At 72.4% G+C, this 17,294-nt stretch carries 18 protein-coding genes and 1 pseudogene; 9 read left to right on the top strand and 10 right to left on the bottom strand.

Translation table 11 applies throughout. The annotated features are described in order from the left end of the window. Positions 1-40: 40 nt before the first annotated feature. Positions 41-1,066, bottom strand: coding sequence for an amidohydrolase family protein (locus J2W21_RS02015; RefSeq protein ID WP_307112830.1), 1,026 nt, complete (start codon positions 1,064-1,066; stop codon positions 41-43). A 42-nt stretch (positions 1,067-1,108) separates the two neighbouring features. Between J2W21_RS02015 and J2W21_RS02010 the strand changes: the two genes are divergently transcribed. Then, on the top strand, positions 1,109-1,801 hold the full coding sequence (locus J2W21_RS02010; protein ID WP_307112829.1) for a TrmH family RNA methyltransferase: 693 nt from the start codon (positions 1,109-1,111) through the stop codon (positions 1,799-1,801). Here J2W21_RS02010 and J2W21_RS02005 read toward each other — a convergent pair. From J2W21_RS02005 to J2W21_RS01990, 4 genes and pseudogenes are all read right to left on the bottom strand, one after another. Next, positions 1,798-2,022: a hypothetical protein gene (locus J2W21_RS02005; protein ID WP_307113016.1), complete on the bottom strand. Its 225-nt coding sequence runs from the start codon at positions 2,020-2,022 to the stop codon at positions 1,798-1,800. The two genes, J2W21_RS02010 and J2W21_RS02005, sit on opposite strands and share 4 nt — an antisense overlap. A gap of 191 nt (positions 2,023-2,213) precedes the next feature. Continuing rightward, positions 2,214-2,651: pseudogene (locus tag J2W21_RS02000) on the bottom strand (class I SAM-dependent methyltransferase); the annotation flags it as partial. A gap of 50 nt (positions 2,652-2,701) precedes the next feature. Then, positions 2,702-3,085 (bottom strand): VOC family protein, encoded by a 384-nt coding sequence (locus tag J2W21_RS01995; RefSeq protein WP_307112828.1) that lies wholly within the window; start codon positions 3,083-3,085, stop codon positions 2,702-2,704. A 14-nt stretch (positions 3,086-3,099) separates the two neighbouring features. Continuing rightward, on the bottom strand, positions 3,100-3,387 hold the full coding sequence (locus tag J2W21_RS01990) for a DUF1905 domain-containing protein (protein ID WP_307112827.1): 288 nt from the start codon (positions 3,385-3,387) through the stop codon (positions 3,100-3,102). Between the two features lie 119 nt (positions 3,388-3,506). Here J2W21_RS01990 and J2W21_RS01985 point away from each other — a divergent pair, with 119 nt between their 5' ends. Further along, on the top strand, positions 3,507-4,070 hold the full coding sequence (locus J2W21_RS01985; RefSeq protein WP_307112826.1) for an SRPBCC family protein: 564 nt from the start codon (positions 3,507-3,509) through the stop codon (positions 4,068-4,070). Positions 4,071-4,133: 63 nt separating this feature from the next. Here the strand turns inward: J2W21_RS01985 and J2W21_RS01980 are convergent, their stop codons facing one another. After that, entirely contained in the window at positions 4,134-5,321 is a 1,188-nt protein-coding gene (locus tag J2W21_RS01980; RefSeq protein ID WP_307112825.1) for a TerC family protein, read from the bottom strand. Between the two features lie 280 nt (positions 5,322-5,601). Between J2W21_RS01980 and J2W21_RS01975 the strand changes: the two genes are divergently transcribed. Together J2W21_RS01975 and J2W21_RS01970 are read left to right on the top strand one after the other, a co-directional pair. Further along, positions 5,602-7,599 (top strand): S53 family peptidase, encoded by a 1,998-nt coding sequence (locus tag J2W21_RS01975; protein WP_307112824.1) that lies wholly within the window; start codon positions 5,602-5,604, stop codon positions 7,597-7,599. Between the two features lie 157 nt (positions 7,600-7,756). Continuing rightward, entirely contained in the window at positions 7,757-8,704 is a 948-nt protein-coding gene (locus J2W21_RS01970; protein ID WP_307112823.1) for a ribokinase, read from the top strand. Between the two features lie 43 nt (positions 8,705-8,747). Here the strand turns inward: J2W21_RS01970 and J2W21_RS01965 are convergent, their stop codons facing one another. After that, positions 8,748-10,226 (bottom strand): HNH endonuclease signature motif containing protein, encoded by a 1,479-nt coding sequence (locus tag J2W21_RS01965; protein WP_307112822.1) that lies wholly within the window; start codon positions 10,224-10,226, stop codon positions 8,748-8,750. 253 nt (positions 10,227-10,479) lie between these two features. On the opposite strand from J2W21_RS01965, the gene fbaA reads away from it, so the two are divergent. From fbaA to glmS, 5 genes are all read left to right on the top strand, one after another. Next, positions 10,480-11,502: a class II fructose-bisphosphate aldolase gene (fbaA, locus tag J2W21_RS01960; RefSeq protein ID WP_307112821.1), complete on the top strand. Its 1,023-nt coding sequence runs from the start codon at positions 10,480-10,482 to the stop codon at positions 11,500-11,502. Beyond that, positions 11,502-11,936, top strand: coding sequence for a DUF3151 domain-containing protein (locus J2W21_RS01955; RefSeq protein WP_307112820.1), 435 nt, complete (start codon positions 11,502-11,504; stop codon positions 11,934-11,936). Before fbaA ends, J2W21_RS01955 begins: the two co-directional genes overlap by 1 nt. 92 nt (positions 11,937-12,028) lie before the next feature. Then, positions 12,029-12,616, top strand: coding sequence for a maltokinase N-terminal cap-like domain-containing protein (locus J2W21_RS01950; protein ID WP_307112819.1), 588 nt, complete (start codon positions 12,029-12,031; stop codon positions 12,614-12,616). A 66-nt stretch (positions 12,617-12,682) separates the two neighbouring features. After that, positions 12,683-12,943 carry a hypothetical protein gene (locus J2W21_RS01945; protein ID WP_307112818.1) on the top strand — a complete coding sequence of 87 codons (261 nt, stop codon included), beginning with the start codon at positions 12,683-12,685 and terminating at the stop codon, positions 12,941-12,943. 68 nt (positions 12,944-13,011) lie between these two features. Further along, complete coding sequence (glmS, locus tag J2W21_RS01940) at positions 13,012-14,832, top strand: glutamine--fructose-6-phosphate transaminase (isomerizing) (protein WP_307112817.1); 1,821 nt, start codon at positions 13,012-13,014, stop codon at positions 14,830-14,832. Between the two features lie 8 nt (positions 14,833-14,840). Here glmS and J2W21_RS01935 read toward each other — a convergent pair whose 3' ends face one another. The 3 genes from J2W21_RS01935 to J2W21_RS01925 are packed head-to-tail and all read right to left on the bottom strand — an operon-like array spanning position 14,841 to position 17,232. Next, positions 14,841-16,082: an NAD(P)/FAD-dependent oxidoreductase gene (locus J2W21_RS01935; RefSeq protein WP_307112816.1), complete on the bottom strand. Its 1,242-nt coding sequence runs from the start codon at positions 16,080-16,082 to the stop codon at positions 14,841-14,843. Between the two features lie 4 nt (positions 16,083-16,086). After that, a complete protein-coding gene (locus tag J2W21_RS01930; RefSeq protein ID WP_307008507.1) occupies positions 16,087-16,443 on the bottom strand; it encodes a non-heme iron oxygenase ferredoxin subunit in 357 nt (118 codons plus the stop codon). Positions 16,444-16,485: 42 nt separating this feature from the next. Beyond that, on the bottom strand, positions 16,486-17,232 hold the full coding sequence (locus J2W21_RS01925; protein WP_307112815.1) for an SDR family NAD(P)-dependent oxidoreductase: 747 nt from the start codon (positions 17,230-17,232) through the stop codon (positions 16,486-16,488). Positions 17,233-17,294: the final 62 nt, after the last annotated feature.

Below are 17,294 nucleotides of genomic sequence, written 5' to 3'. Positions count from 1 at the left end.
CGGGCGGGACAGCGGGGTGGGCTGGCAGTGCCGGGCCGGGCTAGCGGCCCTGGGCGGTGAGGCGGGCGTCGAGGCGCGGGTAGACGCGGCGGGCGTTGCCCTCCTCGACAGCGACGAGGTCCTCAGAGGAGAGCCCGGCGGCCTCGACATAGCGGCGGGTGTCGTCGAAGTGGTGCCCGGTGCGGGGGTCGATGCCGCGCACGGCGCCGATCATCTCGGAGGCGAAAAGGACGTTCCGGTGGGGGATCACCCCGAGCAGGAGGTCGATGCCCGGCTGGTGGTAGACGCACGTGTCGAAGAAGACGTTGCCCAGAAGGTGGTCCTCCGGCTCGGGCCTGCCGAGCGCCTGGGCGAGGCCGCGGAAGCGCCCCCAGTGGTACGGGACCGCGCCGCCGCCGTGCGGGATGACGAGCCTGAGCTCGGGGAAGTCCGCGAAGAGATCGCCCTGGAGCAGCTGCATGAACGCGGTCGTGTCCGCGTTGAGGTAGTGCGAGCCGGTGGTGTGGAAGCACGGGTTCACGCTCGTGCTCACATGCACCATGGCGGGCAGCCCGTGCTCCACGAGTGCCTCGTAGACCGGGTACCACGATCGGTCGGTGAGCGGCGGGGCGCTCCAGTGTCCGCCGGAAGGGTCCGGGTTGAGGTTCACGGCGACGGCCCCGAGCTCGGTCGCCGCACGCTTGATCTCGTCCACGCACGTGGCCGGGTCCACGCCGGGGGACTGGGGAAGCATGACGGCGGGGGCGAACCGTTCGGGGAACAGCTCGCTGACGCGGTGGCACAGGTCGTTGCAGATCCGCGCCCACGCCGCCGACGTCTCGAACCCGCCGATGTGGTGCGCCATGAACGAGGCCCGCGGCGAGAAGACTGTGACGTCGATCCCGCGCTCGTCCATGACCTTGAGCTGGTTCGCCTCGATGCTCTCGCGCAGCTCATCGTCGCTGATGCGCAGCTCGGCCGGGTCCGGCTCCGCGGCTCCGCGGTCGACGGTGTGGACCTGACGGTCGCGCCACTGCCCGAGGGCGGGCGGCGCGGTCGTGTAGTGGCCGTGGATGTCGATGATCATGAGGACGAGCATAGATTCACACAAAATTGTTGACAATATCTCATGGGTATTTCGTCCTACCCTTGTCCGGTGGCAGAACAGGTGGCCGAGGGGCGCGACGCGGAGCACGAGGTGGGGGTGGGCCCCTGGGAGGGCCCCTGGCCCGAAGGCGAGCAGTGGGACCCCGAGCTCCTCGAGCACGGCGACCGCCGCAACGTCCTGGACCGGTACCGGTACTGGCGGCACGAGGCGATCGTGGCCGAGCTGGACACCCGCCGGCATGAGTTCCACGTGGCTATCGAGAACTGGCAGCACGACCTCAACATCGGCACGGTGGTGCGCACCGCGAACGCGTTCCTCGCCAAGGAGGTGCACATCATCGGCCGACGGCGGTGGAACCGTCGCGGGGCGATGGTCACCGACCGCTATCAGCACGTCCGCCACCACGCGACCGTCGAGGACTTCGTCCAGTGGGCGCGCACCGAGGACCTGCCGATCCTCGGCGTGGACATCTTCCCCGACTCCGTGCCGCTGGAGACCTACGAGCTGCCCCGCCGTTGCGTGCTCGTGTTCGGGCAGGAGGGCCCCGGCCTCACCGCCGAGGTGCACGCCGCGGCGGAGGCCACGCTCTCCATCGAGCAGTTCGGCTCGACGCGGTCCATCAACGCCGCCTCGGCGGCCGCCATCGCGATGCACGCGTGGGTGCGGCGCTGGGTCTTCGGGCAGGTCGCCGCGCACGCGGCCGGTAGGCCCTAGCCGTCGTCGCGGCGGGCCACCACCGTGAACGTGCACGGCACCAGGTCCCGCTCGGGCTCCGGCCACGCATAGCCGCCTGGGACCTCGACCATCCGCCGGCTGAAGAGCCACGGCAGGGTCCGGCCCTCGTCCACCCTCTCGATCCGCAGGCCTGCGCCGAGGAGGGCGTTGAGGATCTCGGAGACGGGGTGCGGCCACTCGTAGGTGCGGGGATGGGCCACGGTGCCGCTGCCCGCGTAGGTGGAGGAGTCGTCCCACTGCTGGGCTGTGCCGTCGCCGAAGTACCGGTACCGGATGGCCAGGCCGTCCGCCTCCTCGTCGAGCGCGTACAGGGCCGGGTGCGCGTCGCGGAAGTAGAACGTGCGCCCGGGCGCAGGAGGGCGGCGACCTGCTCGGCCCAGCGCTCGAGGTCCGGCAGCCAGCAGATCGTGCCGATGCTCGTGTAGACGAGGTCGAAGTCGCCCGCGACGGCGGACCGGGCCTCGAGCACGTCGGACTCGACCCAGGTCGCCTCGAGGCCGAGCCTGGCCGCGAGCCGCCGGGCGGCGTCGAGCGCGGAGGCCGAGAAGTCGACGCCCGTCACCCTGGCTCCCGAACGCGCCAGCGAAAGGGTGTCGGTGCCGATGTGGCACTGCAGGTGGCACACATCCAGTCCCGCGACGGTCCCACCGGGCAGGTGCGGGGCGAGGGCCGCGAGGTCGTGGGCGACGACGCCGCTCACGTGCCCGGGGCGATCGTAGGCAGCGAGGTCGTAGGCGTCCTCGTGCAGCGGGACTCGGTCGTCCCAGTTGTCCCGGTTCGCGGACCGCGCGGCCGCCCACTCGATGCTGACCCCGTCCACATTCCCCATGGGCGGGAGTCTACGGGGCGCCGAGTTCCTGGACGCCCGCGGGCGTGCGCCTAACCGCCGGGGACATACGAGCCGAAGCTCCACTCGCGTCCGCCCGGGTCGAGCACCCGAGCCCGGCGCGATCCCCACGGAGTGTCCTCCGGCTCGATGACGGGAGTGCCGCCCGAGGTGACTGCGCGCTGGAACATCCCGTCGACGTCGTCCGCGACGAGGTAGACGCCCGCTCCGGTGGACTGCCCGCTCAGGGCCGGAACGGTGTAGGCCGAGTCGTCGCTGCCGGCCATGATGACGACTTCGCCGAGGCGCAGCTCGCAGTGGGCCACGCTGCCGTCCTCACCGTCTTGGCGGGCCACGACCGAGAACCCGAGCTGCACGAGCCAGTCGATGGCCCGGGGTGCGTCCGCGTAGCTGAGATAGGGCACCGCGCCTGCCATGGTCCTAGGCTACGTCAGCCGCCGAGGCTGAGGGTGACCGGGACGACGTCGTCGACCTCGATCCCCTCGGCCTCGCGGAAGGCCTTGCGCAGCGGCACGAGGTAGGCGCCGTCCTTCGGCATGAGCGCCGTGGTCCACTCCGAGCCGCCCACCCGCACGCCCACGGGAATGCAGCCCCACCCATAGGTCAGCTCGTTCGCGACGGCGTGGATCTCCTCGGACTCCTCGTCAGGGACACGGACGAACACGAACGGCGCCGGCCCACGCCACTCGATCACGGTGCCGTCGAAGGTCAGCTCCATGCGCGTCTCACACGCCAGAGTCTAGGCAGGGTCACCTCCGTCGTGTAGGCACGGACCCCGAGCCGGCGCCCGCGGCCCGGCGTACGCTGGGAACGGGGCGGGGACCGGGAAGGGCGGCTGTGACGAGGACCGACTATGAGTTCGTCACGTGGTGGCGCGTTGCGGGAACGCGCGAGGAGGTCGTGGCCGTCCTCGCCGACGCCTCCGCGCTGCCCTACTGGTGGCCCGCCGTCTATCTCGCGGTCGAGCCGCTTCATCCCGGGGGCGCGGGCGGGGTGGGCAGCCGCTCCCTGCTCCATACCAAGGGGTGGCTCCCGTACACGCTGCGGTGGGAGCTCACGCTCACCTCCCCCGTGCGGCCGGAGGGGTTCACCGTGGGCGCGCGGGGCGACCTCAACGGGGTGGGCCGGTGGACGCTGACCCAGGACGGGCCCGAGACGGTGATCCGCTACGACTGGCAGGTCAGCGCAGAGAAGCCGCTCCTCCGCCGCCTCAGCTGGCTCCTGAAGCCGGCCTTCGCAGCGAACCACCGCTGGGCGATGGCTCGCGGGCAGGAGAGCCTCGCGCTCGAGCTCCGCAGGCGCCGTGCCGTCGACGACGCCGCGCGCGCGGCCGTCCCCTCCCCGCCGGGCCCCACGTTCAGCAGGCGCCGCGTGGCGCACGACGGCGGCCCGGTCACCTGAGGCGACCGGCCCGCCGTCGTGCGCAGGGTTGCGACGTCCTGCCCCAGTGGGGCCCCCAGGGTTTCAGCGCGCGGTGAACTCCGCGTGCCGTTCGTGCGCCTCGGCGACCTTGGCCCGGATCGCCTCGATGTCCTTGACCTTGTCGCGGTACCTCTTGTCCATCTGGAGGATGTCCTGCTCCTCCTCCAGGAGGGCGCGGTACACGCGCTCGCGCTCGGCGAGATCCGCGGTGTAGCCGAGGTCGAGGTAGCTCTCCGCGTGGCGCCGTGCGTTGTTGACGGCCGCGTGCGCCTTGCCCGCCCTGCTGTAGAGCGAGGCGACGACCGTGACGACGAGGACGCCGATGATGACGCTGAGGGACAGTGCCGTGGTGATCTCGAAGACCGCCACGTGCTCGCCGCCGTTGATGAAGGGCAGCGTGTTCTCGTGGAGAGCGTGCAGGATGAGCTTCACCCCGATGAACGCGAGGATGGCCGCAAGCCCGTAGGAGAGGTAGATGAGCCGGTCCAGCAGGCCGTCGAGGAGGAAGAACAGCTGGCGCAGCCCCATGAGGGAGAACGCGGTGGCCGTGAACACGACGTACGGGTTCTGGGTGAGGCCGAAGATCGCGGGGATCGAGTCGAGCGCGAACAGCAGGTCGGTGCCGCCGATCGCCACCATGACCAGGAGCATCGGGGTCAGGACGCGCTTGCCGTCCTCCACAGTGAAGAGCTTGTCGCCGTCATAGTTCTCGGAGGTCCGCAGGAACTTCCGCGCCAGGCGGATCACAAGGTTGTCCGCCTCGTCCTCGCCGGAGTCCTCGCCCTTGAGGAGGTTGCCGGCGGTGACGAGGAGGATGATGCCGAAGACGTAGAACACCCACGCGAACGCGTTGATGAGGGCGACCCCGGCGAAGATGAACGCCGAGCGGGCGATCAGGGCGAAGACGATGCCGAACAGGAGCACCTTCTGCTGGTCCTCGCGGGGCACCCGGAAGCTGGCCATGATCACGAGGAACACGAACAGGTTGTCGACGGAGAGGGCCTTCTCGGTGATGAAGCCGGCGAAGTACTCGCCGCCCATCGTGGGGCCGCCGAACACCAGCACGAGCAGGCCGAACACGATCGCGGCCCCCACGTAGATCGAGGACCACACGGCCGCTTCCTTGAGCGTGGGAACGTGCGCCTTGCGGATGTGGAAGAAGTAGTCGAAGGCAAGAAGGGCCAGGATCACCACGATGGTGATGCCCCAGACAAGGGGAGATGCGGACATCGAAAGTCCCTTTCGCAGGTAGGCGTAACCGCCACAAGTCTCTCCACCGCCCGAATCCTCGGACGGCCGCTGCACCCGGCCGGGCTCCGGCGCCCGACGTGCTGACGTGTGCAGCGCTTGGGATACTCCCCTGCGCAGGATCAAGCCTACCGGGCGGCGGGCGGCGCGCCAACTCATGGCGAACTCCCAGCTTCTGGACACTCCCTGTAAGGCATTCGGTGCAACTAGTGTCGCTCGAAGCCGGGCGCATTGGGGTGCCCGGCCGAACGGGAGATGAAGCATGGCACCAGATCACGGTTCCCACCGGCTTTCCCTGCGCGTCCTGGCCGTCACCGCGGCCGTGGCCAGCGCAGTGGGGCTCGCCGCCACGAGCGCGGCAGCCGCCCCGCCCAACCCGCCGCCCAAGAGCTCGAAGTCGTTCCCAGGCTCGGTCCCCCCATGGGCAGGATCACGGGCCAAGACCGGCAACCCGCTCAGCAACACGACCGTCGAGGGCGAGATCTACTTCAAGCTCCCGGACCTGGCCGGCGCCAAGGCGGCGGCGGATGCAGTGTCCACGCCCGGCAATGCGGCCTACGGCCAGTACCTCAAGCCTGCGGACTGGATCTCGAAGTACGCCCCGACGCAGGACACGGTGGATGCGACCGTCAACTGGCTCAAGTCGCAGGGCCTCGTGATCGTGGGTGTCCCGCAGAGCCGCCTGTACGTGGTCTTCCGCGGCACCGTCGCCCAGATCAACCAGGTGTTCAGCACCACCGAGCAGAACTACTCGTTCGGCGGCCAGACCCTCATCGGCCCGGCGACGGCACCCTCGGTCCCCGCGGACATCGCGGCCTCGATCCAGTCGGTCTCGGTCGACCAGGGGCGGCTGCTGACCCGCCCGGCCCTGGCCTCGCCCACCGCCGGCGAGGCATCGCCGTCGTCCCCCAACGGCAGCAAGCCGATCCAGCCGCCGGTGACGGCGCCGTGCTCCACCTCGTGGGGCGAGAAGAGCATTACCCTGCCGGAGGCCTACGGCACCACGAGCTTCCCGACATTCATCTGCGGGTACACCCCGAAGCAGCTCCAGGGCGCGTACGGCGTGTCCGCCCCGGGAACGGTGAGCAGCACGGCCGGCGCTGGCCAGACGGTCGCGATCATCGACGCGTACGCGTCGCCGACCATCGAGTCGGACACCAACACGTGGGCCGCCGCCAGCGGCGTCCCCGCGCTCGCACAGGGCCAGTACAGCCAGATCGTCCCGGACTCGCGGATGTTCCTCGACCAGGCCCTCTGCGCGCAGCCGAGCGGCTGGCAGGGTGAGCAGACCCTGGACGTCCAGGCCGTCCACGGCCTCGCCCCCGGCGCCAACATCCTCTATGTGGGCGGGTTCAACTGCGGCGCAGGCCTCGACATCGCCATGTCCCAGATCCTCGACGGGCACCTCGCGAACATCGTCTCCAACAGCTACGGCAACGTGGGCGAGGCGCTCCCGCCGGACGCGCTCCAGGGGGCGCAGAACATCCACCTGCAGGCGACCGCCGAAGGCATCGGCCTGTACTTCTCCAGCGGTGACTCCGGCGACGAGAAGGCCGCCCTCGGGTACGCGTCGCCGGACTTCCCCGCGAGCTCGCCGTACGTGACCGCCGTGGGCGGCACGAGCCTCGCAGTGGGCGCAGACGACACCTACAAGTTTGAGACCGGCTGGGGCACCGCCCGCCAGCGCGTGGTGCCGGACGCCGCGGGCAACCTCACCTACGCCGGCTCCCTGCCAGGAGCGTTCCGGGCGGGAGCGGGCGGCGGCACCAGCGCCGTCTTCGGCCAGCCCGCGTACCAGGCGGCCCTCGTGCCCGGCGCCCTCGCCAACGGGCACCGCGTCTCGCCGGACGTCGCGTCCCTCGCCGACCCGTACACCGGCTACCGCATCGGCCTGAGTCCCATCACGAACGACAACGTCCTCAAGACGGGCGGCTTCGGGTTCGAGACCTACGGCGGCACCTCGCTCGCCAGCCCCTTGACGGCGGCGCAGATGGCCGTCGCCCAGGCCGCCGGCAACAAGGTCATCGGCTTCGCCAACCCGGCGATCTACGCCGCAGCGGCTGCCGGTGGGGCGCAGCACGACGTCGCCCCGCCGGCCAGCCCGGTCGCCGTCGCCTTCTCGAGCACGGTGAGTGGCAACAGCTACCTCGTGGGCATGGACCACGACTCGTCCCTTGCGACGGCGCCCGGCTATGACGACGTCACCGGGGTCGGCAGCATGACCGAGGCCTTCGCGCAGCAGGTGGCAGCGGCGCACTGATCCGCTCTGCGAAGGAGCGGCGCCCGGAAGGCGGGGCGCACGACGGCGGGTGGGAACCGGCGTCGTGCGCCCCGCCTCTGTGTGTGCCCGCCTTCTTCTGTGCCCGCCCTCTTCTGCGCCCGCCTCTGCCGGGGGCGGCGACCCTAGGATGAGTCGCATGGACTCCACCGTGGTCGTGGTCGGATCACTCAACGCGGACCTCGTCTTCTCCGCGGAGCGGATGCCGGCCCCCGGCGAGACCGTCGCGGGGACCGGCTTCGCTGTCCATCCCGGCGGCAAGAGCGCGAACCAGGCCGTCGCCGCGGCACGGCTCGGCGCCGCCGTGCGGCTCGTGGGGAGCGTCGGCGATGATGCCCACGGGCGGCTGCTCCTCGCCTCTGCCACGGCCGCGGGGGTCGACGTCTCCTTGGTCCGGACCGTTGGCGGCGTGCCGACGGGGGTCGCCGGCATCACCGTCGACGCGGGTGGCGAGAACAGCATCGTGATCGTGCCTGGGGCGAACGCCCTCCTGGGCCCGGACGAGGTCGCCGAGGCAGCGGGGCCGCCCTCCGCCGCCTTCGAGGGAGCCGCTGCCGTGTGCCTCTGCCTCGAGGTTCCCCAGGCCGCTGTGCTCGCTGCGGCACGGGCGGGCCGCGCGGCGGGCGCCGCAGTGATCCTCAATCTCTCTCCCTACGCCACCGTCCCCGCGGAGCTCGCGGCCTGCGTCGACGTGCTGCTGGTGAATGCGCACGAGGCCGGGCAGCTGCTCGGGCAGGACGACCTCCATGCCGAGGTGCAGGACTGGGGCCTGGCGTGGGCCGGGCTGGCGGATCTCGGATTCGAACGGGCGATCGTGACCCTCGGTGCACGCGGCGGGATGGTGCTCGGACCGGAGGGAATCGCGCAGATCGAATCGATCAGGGTGGACGCCGTGGACACGACGGGCGCCGGCGACGGGTTCGCAGGAGCCCTCGCGGCCCGGCTCGCCGCCGGTGACGGCCTCGAGGACGCCGCACGCTACGCCTGCGTTGCCGCCGCGCTCGCGACCACCCGCCGGGGCGCGCAGCCCTCGTACCCGGACGCCGACGAGGTCCGGGCAAGGCTCGTGCGGGAGACGGGCGCGTAGCCGCCGCGCACCGGGAACCGGGGACGAACCACAGCCCAGGCTCCTAGAACGGTGGAGGTACCTCGGGCTCACGTTCGCGCGGCCCCTGCTGCTGACCGTGCCGTGGGTGCTGGGTGTTCCCTGGCGGCTCCGGCGGTCGGGGTGGTGGGTGGTCGGTGGTTCTGGGGGCGAGGACGTGGTCGCGGTCGAGGGGTTCGGCGGGGAGTGCCTGGCCGAGGAGGGTGGTCCAGATCAGGGCAGGGGAGGGCGTGTCCGTGCCTTCTGTGCCGTCGGCGTCCTCGGTGGTGTGGGTGAGGTGGTGGAGGGCGAGGGATTTGAGGGCGTGGTGTCTGGGGCAGAGGAGGGCGAGGTTGGCGGCGTCGGTGGTGCCGCCGTCCTGCCATTCGGTGGCGTGGTCGGCTTCGGTGGTGTGGGCGGGGCGGGTGCATCCGGGGACGCGGCAGGTGCCGTCGCGGTAGTTGAGGAAGCGTCGGAGGCCGGCTGGGGGCCGGTAGGCGGTGCGGCCGAGGGCGAGGGGGGTGCCCTCGGTGTCGGTGAAGAGGCGCTGCCAGGTGGGCGCGGCGGCGGCGAGGGCGCGGGCGGTGGCGGGGTCGATGGGGCCGTGGCCGTCCAGGAGGGCGGGGGCGTCGGAGGCTCCGAGGGCGACGGCGGCGGGGATGTGGACGACGATCTCGGCCTTGACGCCGGCGAGCAGGTCCTCGGGGGTGGGGACGGCCGCTGCGGGGGCCGCCGCGGTGCCTTCCGGGGCTCTGAGGACCGCGTGGGCGAGGGCGTCGGCGCGGAGCTGGGGGAGGGTGCGTGCCTCGCCGTCGGCGCGGTGGGCGGCGCGGGCGAGGGCGTCGATGCGCTGGTAGGCGGCGTGCCCGGCCTCGGCGGGCAGGAGTGCTGTGAGGGTGCACATGCCGTCGTCCTCGGGCTGCAGCCAGACGCGGCGGTCCTCGCGGGCGGCGGCGCGGCGGTGGGTGATGGAGTCGGGGTGGAGGCGCTCGCGCAGGTCGCGGGCGAGGGTGCGGAACTCGCCGGGGGTGCGCAGGCGGCCCTTGCGGGCGCGGGCGAGGGCCTCGAGGGCGTAGGGCTCGGCGGCGTGCTCGGGGAGGGTGGCGGCCTGGTCGACGAGGGCGCGGGCGTGGGCCTCGGTGATGTCTCCGGAGGCGAGGGCCTCGTGCACGGCGGGGTGGGTGTTGACCAGGGCGGTGGAGAAGTTCAGGGCCCGGGCGGCGGCGTGCTCGGAGGTGCCCTGCAGGGCGGCGAGCTCGGAGACGGCGACGGCGTGGGCGATGTGGCCGCCGAGGCGGGTGGGCTGGCCGTGGCGGCCCTCGAGGGGCTCCTCGGCGATCTCGGCGGCGAGCCGGTCGACCAGGACCGCGCGGAGGGCGGCGCTGTAGGCGTCGAAGTCGGCCAGGGCCCGCAGCGCCCGGGCGGTCCCGCCCGGGGCGGTCAGGGCCTCCGCGGCCAGCTCGAGGCCCCCGGCCAGCACGTCGGGGAACCGCGACGCGAAGCCCAGCTCCACCACCGCACCCACACCGCCGCCCCCAGTGCAATAGAAAGTATGTTCCCATGATATCTGAGATATGGGTGAGATTTCATCATTATATTCGATCAATAGTTCGAGGGGGAGGGCGCACGCTGTGCCGGCGGAAGCCGCACCCCCGGCACCTGCGGGGCGCCGTCGTCATCTGCCGCGACCGAGAGGGACCACCCGTGGGGCCCGTCGCTAGGATGGGCAGTGGCCCATAACACGCGGTTCGCGTGGACCCACCGTCGAGGAGCACTCAATGCCTATCGCCACCCCTGAGAAGTACGCAGAGATGATCGACTCCGCCAAGGCCGGCGGCTACGCATTCCCTGCGGTGAACGTCACCTCGTCGCAGACCCTCAATGCCGCCATCCGCGGCTTCGCCGAGGCCGGCTCCGACGGCATCATCCAGGTCTCCACCGGCGGCGCGGCCTACTGGTCCGGCGCCTCGGTCAAGGACATGGTGGTCGGCTCCCTCGGCTTCGCCGCCTTCGCCCGCGAGGTCGCCAAGAGCTACGACGTCAACATCGCGCTCCACACGGACCACTGCCCCAAGGACAAGCTGGACGGCTTCGTCCTCCCGCTCCTCGCCGCGTCGGAGGCCGAGGTCAAGGCCGGCCGCGACCCGCTGTTCAACTCGCACATGTGGGACGGCTCCGCCGAGACCCTCGAGGAGAACCTGCGCATCGCCAAGGAGCTCCTGCCCCGCACCGCCGCCGCCAAGATGATCCTCGAGGTCGAGATCGGCGCTGTGGGCGGCGAGGAGGACGGCGTCGAGAACGCCATCAACGAGAAGCTCTACAGCACGGTGGCCGACGGCCTCGCGACGGTCGAGGCCCTGGGTGCCGGCGAGAACGGCCGCTACATCACCGCCCTGACGTTCGGCAACGTCCACGGCGTCTACAAGCCGGGCAACGTCAAGCTCCGCCCGGAGATCCTCAAGGACATCCAGGCCCAGGTCGGCGCCAAGATCGGCAAGGACAACCCGTTCGACCTCGTCTTCCACGGCGGCTCCGGCTCGAGCGAGCAGGAGATCGCGGACGCCGTCTCCTACGGCGTGATCAAGATGAACATCGACACCGACACCCAGTACGCGTTCACCCGTCCGGTGGCCGGCCACATGTTCGCCAACTACGACGGCGTGCTCAAGGTCGACGGCGAGGTCGGCAACAAGAAGACCTACGACCCGCGCGTCTGGGGCGCCGCCGCCGAGGCCGGGATGGCCGCCCGCGTGGTCGAGGCCGCCCAGCAGCTCGGCTCCGCCGGCAAGTCCATCAAGTAATGGCGGGGGAGCACCGCACCAACCTCCTCGGCCCGGAGCCCACGCGCCTCCCGGCCGAGACCGAGGTCTACCGTGGCCTCGCCCTCGGGGAGTCCGCCGAGGAGCTCGTCGCCGACTACCCGGCGTCGTCACTCCTGTGGGCGATCCTCGCTGACGAGGCCTGGGCGAAGGGCCGCACCATGGAGTCCTACGCCTACGCCCGGGTCGGGTACCACCGAGGCCTCGACGCCCTCCGCAAGAGCGGCTGGCGGGGCGCCGGGCCGGTGCCGTGGGAGCACGAGCCCAACCGGGGCTTCCTCCGCTCGCTGCACGCCCTCGGTCGCGCCGCCTCCGCCATCGGCGAGGCCGGCGAGCCCGAGCGCATCGACGAGTTCCTCGCCGGCGCCGACCCGACCGCCAAGGCTGCGATCGAGGCACTCGGCGCCGAGGCGTAGCGCTCGGCGCCCCCAACGCACGACGGCGCGTGGCCGGCTTCCGCACGGAGGCCGGCCACGCGCCTCTTTCGTCTGGGGCCTAGGATGGCCGCGTGGCGATCATCCATCACGCGACCCTCGAACCCGGCAAGCTCGACCTCATCGGCTCGTGGCTCGAGCGCCAGCCGTGGAACCCCGGCGTTCCGGCGGGCGGCCGCCTCGAGCGCGTGGGCACCTACCGCTTCGACGACCCGCAGGGCGAGGTCGGCATCGAGGGCTTCCTCCTGCGCAGCGGGAACGCGCTCATCCACGCCGTCCTCACCTACCGGGGTGCGCCGCTCGAAGGCGGCGAGGAGGCCCTGATCGGCACCATGGAGCACTCGGTGCTCGGCACCCGCTGGGTCTACGACGCCGCCAGCGACCCCGTGGGCCGCGCTGCGCTCCTGGCCGGCGCCCGCGGCGAGCAGCACCAGGCCGTGCTCGAGGAGCACGGGCCAGAGGGCGTCACGGTCCGCGAATCGGACGTCCGCGTCCGGGCCGCGGCCGGTGCCGCGGCCGGTGTCCCGACCGGGGCAGGGGCGCCGCTCAGGGTCGCCAGAGTGCTCGGGACCCCCGGCCGCGCCGGGGACCCGGTCACCGGCCGCTGGCTCCTGGTCACCACGCTGGACGGGGCCGACGTCGTCCTCGTGGCCGCCGACTGAGCTTGATCTGCCCGAAATCGGGCAGATTTTTGGCATTCGTGGCTCCGCGGGGGCACACTCGGTGGCGTGCCTGATGAGGAAATCGTTCGACGCATCGCCGGAAGCACCGGTCTGACCGCTTCAGAAGCGGCGCGCGTGATCGAGGACGTCATCGCCTGGTACGGCGAGTCGGTGGAGGAGTACGTGCGCCGCCGGCATGGCCACCTCCAGACCCATGGCACCCGCAACGCCGAGGCCTTCGCCATCATCGCCGACGAGCTCAGCAGCAGGCCGGTGAAGGCGCCGCCGCTCACGGAACGCCAGCTGCGCCGCATCGTCTACGGCTGAGGGCAGGCCGGCACCGACCATCCGCACACCCGGATCCCTGGGGTGCGACGACCAGAGGGAGAAGCACCATGTGTGGAATCGTCGGCTACATCGGCACGGAGGCCGCCGCGCCCTTCCTCATCGAAGGACTGGCCCGGCTCGAGTACCGCGGCTACGACTCGGCGGGCGTCGCCGTCCTCGGCACGAACGGCACGACGCTCGTGCGGACCGTGGGCCGGGTCCGCGCCCTCGAGGCGGCCCTGCCCAAGCGACTCTCGGGCAAGGTCGGCATCGGCCACACCCGCTGGGCGACCCACGGCCCCGTCGCCGAGCGGAACGCCCACCCGCACAGCAGTGCCGACGGGCGGATCAGCGTGGTGCACAACGGCATCATCGACAACGCCGCGAACCTCCGCACCTCCCTGCGGGCCGCCGGCGTCACGCTCGCCAGCGACACCGACACCGAGGTGATCGCCCACCTCATCGCCCGCTCCGAGGCCGAGACCCTCGAGGCCGCGGTCCTCGAGACCCTCGGCAGGATCACCGGCACCTACGCCCTTGCCGTGGTCGACAGCCGCCAGCCGGACCGGATCGTCGTGGCCCGCAGCGGCTCCCCGCTCATCATCGGCGTCGGGGAGAAGGAGATGTTCGTCGCGAGCGACGTCGCGGCCCTCGTCCGCCACACCAACCGCGTGGTCCACCTCGAGGACGGCGAGCTGGCCACGGTCACCGCCTCGGGCTTCCGCACCTTCGACCGCGCCGCCAACGACACGGACCGGGTCCCGGTCGAGATCGCGGTCGCCGCCGAGGACCTCGAACTGTCCGGGCACGAGCACTACATGCTCAAGGAGATGCAGGAGCAGCCCGCCGCCGCCGAGACGTGCCTGCGGGGCCGGCTCGACGAGCGCTTCGCCACCGCCCGCCTCGACGGGCTCGGACTCGAGCCACGCGAGCTCCGCAGCTTCCGGCGCGTCAAGATCCTCGGCTGCGGCTCCGCCTACTACGTCGGCCAGCTCGGCGCCCAGCTCATCGAGGAGCTCGCCCGGATCCCCGCGGACGCCGAACCGGCCTCCGAGTTCCGCTACCGCCAGCCGATCATCGAGCACGACACGCTCTACGTCGCCGTCAGCCAGAGCGGGGAGACCGCCGACACGGCCTTCGCGGTCAACGAGATCCGCCGCAAGGGCGGGCGCGTGATCGGCCTCGTCAACGTCGTCGGGTCGACGATCGCCCGCGAGGTCGACGGCGGGATCTACCTCCACGCAGGCCCGGAGGTCGCCGTCGCCTCGACCAAGGCCCTGACGAACATGGGCCTGGCGTTCGCGCTCCTCGCGCTGCACCTGGGGCGCCTGCACGACCTCTCGCACGCCGACGGCCAGCGCATCCTCCGGGGCCTGAAGGCCATCCCGGCCCAGATCCGGCAGATCCTGGACACGGAGGGCGAGGTCGCCGCCGTCGCCCGCCGGATCGCCTCTGCCCAGAGCGCGTTCTACATCGGGCGCGTGCGCGGTTTCCCGGTGGCCCGCGAGGGCGCGCAGAAGCTCAAGGAGATCAGCTACATCCACGCCGAGGCCTACCAGACGAGCGAGCTCAAGCACGGTCCGCTGGCCCTGATCGACGAGGCCATGCCCACCATCGCGATCATCCCCGACGACGAGCTGACGGAGCGCAACATCGCCGCCGCCGAGCAGGTGCTCGCCCGCAAGGGCCACGTCCTCGCCATCACCCATGAGGGCGTCGGGCTGGACCTCGCGGGGGTCGAGAGCATCGTGGTCCCCAAGAACGAGCCGGAGCTGGACCCGATCCTGCTCACCATCCCGACCCAGCTCCTCGCCTACCACGCGGCCCTCGCGCTCGGCCACGACATCGACAAGCCGCGCAACCTCGCCAAGTCAGTCACCGTCGAGTGACGGCGCGGCTAGCGGGCGAGCCTGCGAGGGTCCACTGAGGGGTCCGCGAGCCGCTCCGGGTCGGGGACGAGGCCGCGGTCGATGATCCGCCGCGCCGCCCGCACCACGAGCGGCCCGTCGATCGCGGCGGCGCCGAGCAGGTGCCCGTCCTCGGCGAGTAGGAACGCCGCGGCGGGCACCCCGTCCGCCCCCCGCAGCACGGTCCGGGCCCCGGGGGCCTGCCGAGGGTCCATCGTCCCCACCGCCTCGACGTGCACTCCGTGCCGGTCCGACCAGAACCACGGCGCGCCGAACTCGGGCGGGGCCTCGCCGAGGATCCCCGCCGCCGCGGCCTGGCCGGAGCGGACGGCGGCCTCCCAGTGCTCGGCGCGCCGCTGCAGGCGCACGACGCCGTCCTGCCGCCGCACGCGGGTGGCGTCGCCGGCCGCGTAGACCGCTGGATGGGACGTCGAGCCGTCCGGGCCGACCACGATCCCGTCATCCGTCTCGAGGCCCGCGGCCGCCGCAACGGCGGTGTCGGGCGTGACGCCGATGCCGGCCACCACTGCGTCGGCGGGCACGGCGCGGCCGTCGGCGAGACGCACGAGGTGCGGGCCGGCGTCGTGCGCCCCGTCCTCGATCGCGACGGGGGTGCCGGCGAGCGCGGCGACTCCGCGCTCGCCGTGCATCGCGTGCAGCCGCAGGGCGAGGTCTTCGCCGACGGCTGGCACGAGCGGGGGTGCGACTGGGTCGATGAGCGTGGCCTCGGCGCCGAGGGCCGCCGCGGCGGACGCGACCTCGGCGCCGATGAGGCCCGCGCCCACCACCGCGATGCGGGCGCCGGGCACGAGGACGCGGCGGAGCGCGTCGGCGTCGGCGCGGGAGCGCAGCGTGAGGGCGCGGTCGCCGCCCGGGATGCCGAGGTGGCGGGGGAGGGCGCCGGTGGCCAGGAGGATGCGGTCGGCGCCCAGCCGGGTCCCGTCCGCCAGGGCCACCACGGGGCGATCAGCGGAGAGGTCCAGCGCCGTGGCGCGCGCGGTGACGACCTCGACGCCGTGCTCGGCGTACCAGGCCTCGGGCGCGAGCAGGATCCTGGCGGCGTCCTCGGTGCCGAGGAGGTAGCCCTTGCTCAGCGGCGGCCGGTCGTAGGGCAGGCCCTCGGCGGAGACCAGGATGATCGGGCCGGCGTGGCCGCGGGCGCGGAGCTCCTGCGCCGCGCTGAAGCCGGCGACGCCGCCGCCCACGATGGCGATGCGGTTCGGCGTGCCCACGGAGCTACTGGGCGCAGGCGTCGGGATCGGCGCCGGTGCCCGGGTACAGGACTACCTGGCCGTCGCGGACCTCGACCCGGTGGGTGCGGGTGTCCTCTGTGGCGGGCAGGCACAGGACCTTCCCGGTGCGCAGGCTGAAGCTCGAGGAGTGGAGGGGGCACTCGACGGTCTCGCCCTCGATCCAGCCCTCGGCGAGGGAGGCGTCCTCGTGGGTGCATGTGTCGTTGAGGGCGAAGAAGCAGCCGGTCTCGGCATGGAAGACGGCGATCGGTTCGTCGAAGCCGGACTCCTCGGGCTCCACGACCTTCGCCGTGCCCTCCTCGATCTCGCCCGTGCTGCCGACCACGATTCCTTCGCTCATGGGCTCCACTCTAGTCCGGGGACCACGGCCGCCCGGGGCCGCTCAGCCCTCGTACGAGCCGCCGTACTCCACCGGGACGAGGTCGGCCCGCTCCGCGCCGGAGCGCACGAGCCCGAGGATCACCTCGGCGACCTGCTCGGGGCGCTGCGCTCGGGGGCCGGAGCCGCCGGGCCGGCCGGGCCGGCCCGCGGCGCCCGCTGGGCCCGAGCCCGCGCGCAGGGCGGAATGGAACTCGGTGGCCGTGATGAAGGGGTAGACCGTGGAGACCACGACGCCGGCCTCGGCGAACTCCGCGCGCGCGATCGCCGAGAGCATGCTCAGCGCCGCCTTCGACGCGGCGTACGCACCCGCCCCCGGAAGGACGCGGAGGATGCTGCCCGAGCTGACATTGACGATGCTCCCCGCCCCCTGCGAGCGCATCGCCGGAAGCACGGCCTGCATCGCGACGAGCGGGGCGACGACGTTGAGGTCGAGGATCGCGCGGAAGTCCTCGGGGTCCACGTCCTCGAGCGGCGTGTGCAGCCCCTGGCCGGCGTTGTTCACGAGGACGTCGATGCGCCCGTACGCCTCGAGCGCGGTGCTCGCGAGGCCACGGAGCTGGGCATGGTCGGTGACGTCGCAGCGGACCGCGATCGCGTCCGGGAGCTGCGCGGCGAGCTCGCGGAGGCGCTCGGCCCTCCGCGCTGCGAGGACGAGCCGGGCACCTGCCGCCGCTGCCGCGCGCGCGGTGGCCGCGCCAATCCCGGAGGAGGCGCCCGTGACGATCATGACCGAGTGGTTGACGTCCACGCGGCGATCCTCTCCCCGGCCCGTGCGCCTCGGCAAGGGCCGGGGACGGGCGGCGGGCGGCG

This window comes from Sinomonas atrocyanea, assembly GCF_030811715.1.
GTDB lineage: Bacteria > Actinomycetota > Actinomycetes > Actinomycetales > Micrococcaceae > Sinomonas > Sinomonas atrocyanea_A.
Note: the sequence above shows the minus strand (reverse complement) of the source record. Positions and strands in the feature narration are given on the sequence as shown.

What these genes read in the sequence shown, in the direction of transcription:
- J2W21_RS02015 (WP_307112830.1), bottom strand. Translation starts at nt 1,066, where the DNA reads ATGATCATCGACATCCACGGCCACTACACGACCGCGCCGCCCGCCCTC.
- J2W21_RS02010 (WP_307112829.1), top strand. Translation starts at nt 1,109, where the DNA reads ATGGGTATTTCGTCCTACCCTTGTCCGGTGGCAGAACAGGTGGCCGAG.
- J2W21_RS01995 (WP_307112828.1), bottom strand. Translation starts at nt 3,085, where the DNA reads ATGGCAGGCGCGGTGCCCTATCTCAGCTACGCGGACGCACCCCGGGCC.
- J2W21_RS01990 (WP_307112827.1), bottom strand. Translation starts at nt 3,387, where the DNA reads ATGGAGCTGACCTTCGACGGCACCGTGATCGAGTGGCGTGGGCCGGCG.
- J2W21_RS01980 (WP_307112825.1), bottom strand. Translation starts at nt 5,321, where the DNA reads ATGTCCGCATCTCCCCTTGTCTGGGGCATCACCATCGTGGTGATCCTG.
- J2W21_RS01975 (WP_307112824.1), top strand. Translation starts at nt 5,602, where the DNA reads ATGGCACCAGATCACGGTTCCCACCGGCTTTCCCTGCGCGTCCTGGCC.
- J2W21_RS01970 (WP_307112823.1), top strand. Translation starts at nt 7,757, where the DNA reads ATGGACTCCACCGTGGTCGTGGTCGGATCACTCAACGCGGACCTCGTC.
- fbaA (WP_307112821.1), top strand. Translation starts at nt 10,480, where the DNA reads ATGCCTATCGCCACCCCTGAGAAGTACGCAGAGATGATCGACTCCGCC.
- J2W21_RS01955 (WP_307112820.1), top strand. Translation starts at nt 11,502, where the DNA reads ATGGCGGGGGAGCACCGCACCAACCTCCTCGGCCCGGAGCCCACGCGC.
- glmS (WP_307112817.1), top strand. Translation starts at nt 13,012, where the DNA reads ATGTGTGGAATCGTCGGCTACATCGGCACGGAGGCCGCCGCGCCCTTC.
- J2W21_RS01930 (WP_307008507.1), bottom strand. Translation starts at nt 16,443, where the DNA reads ATGAGCGAAGGAATCGTGGTCGGCAGCACGGGCGAGATCGAGGAGGGC.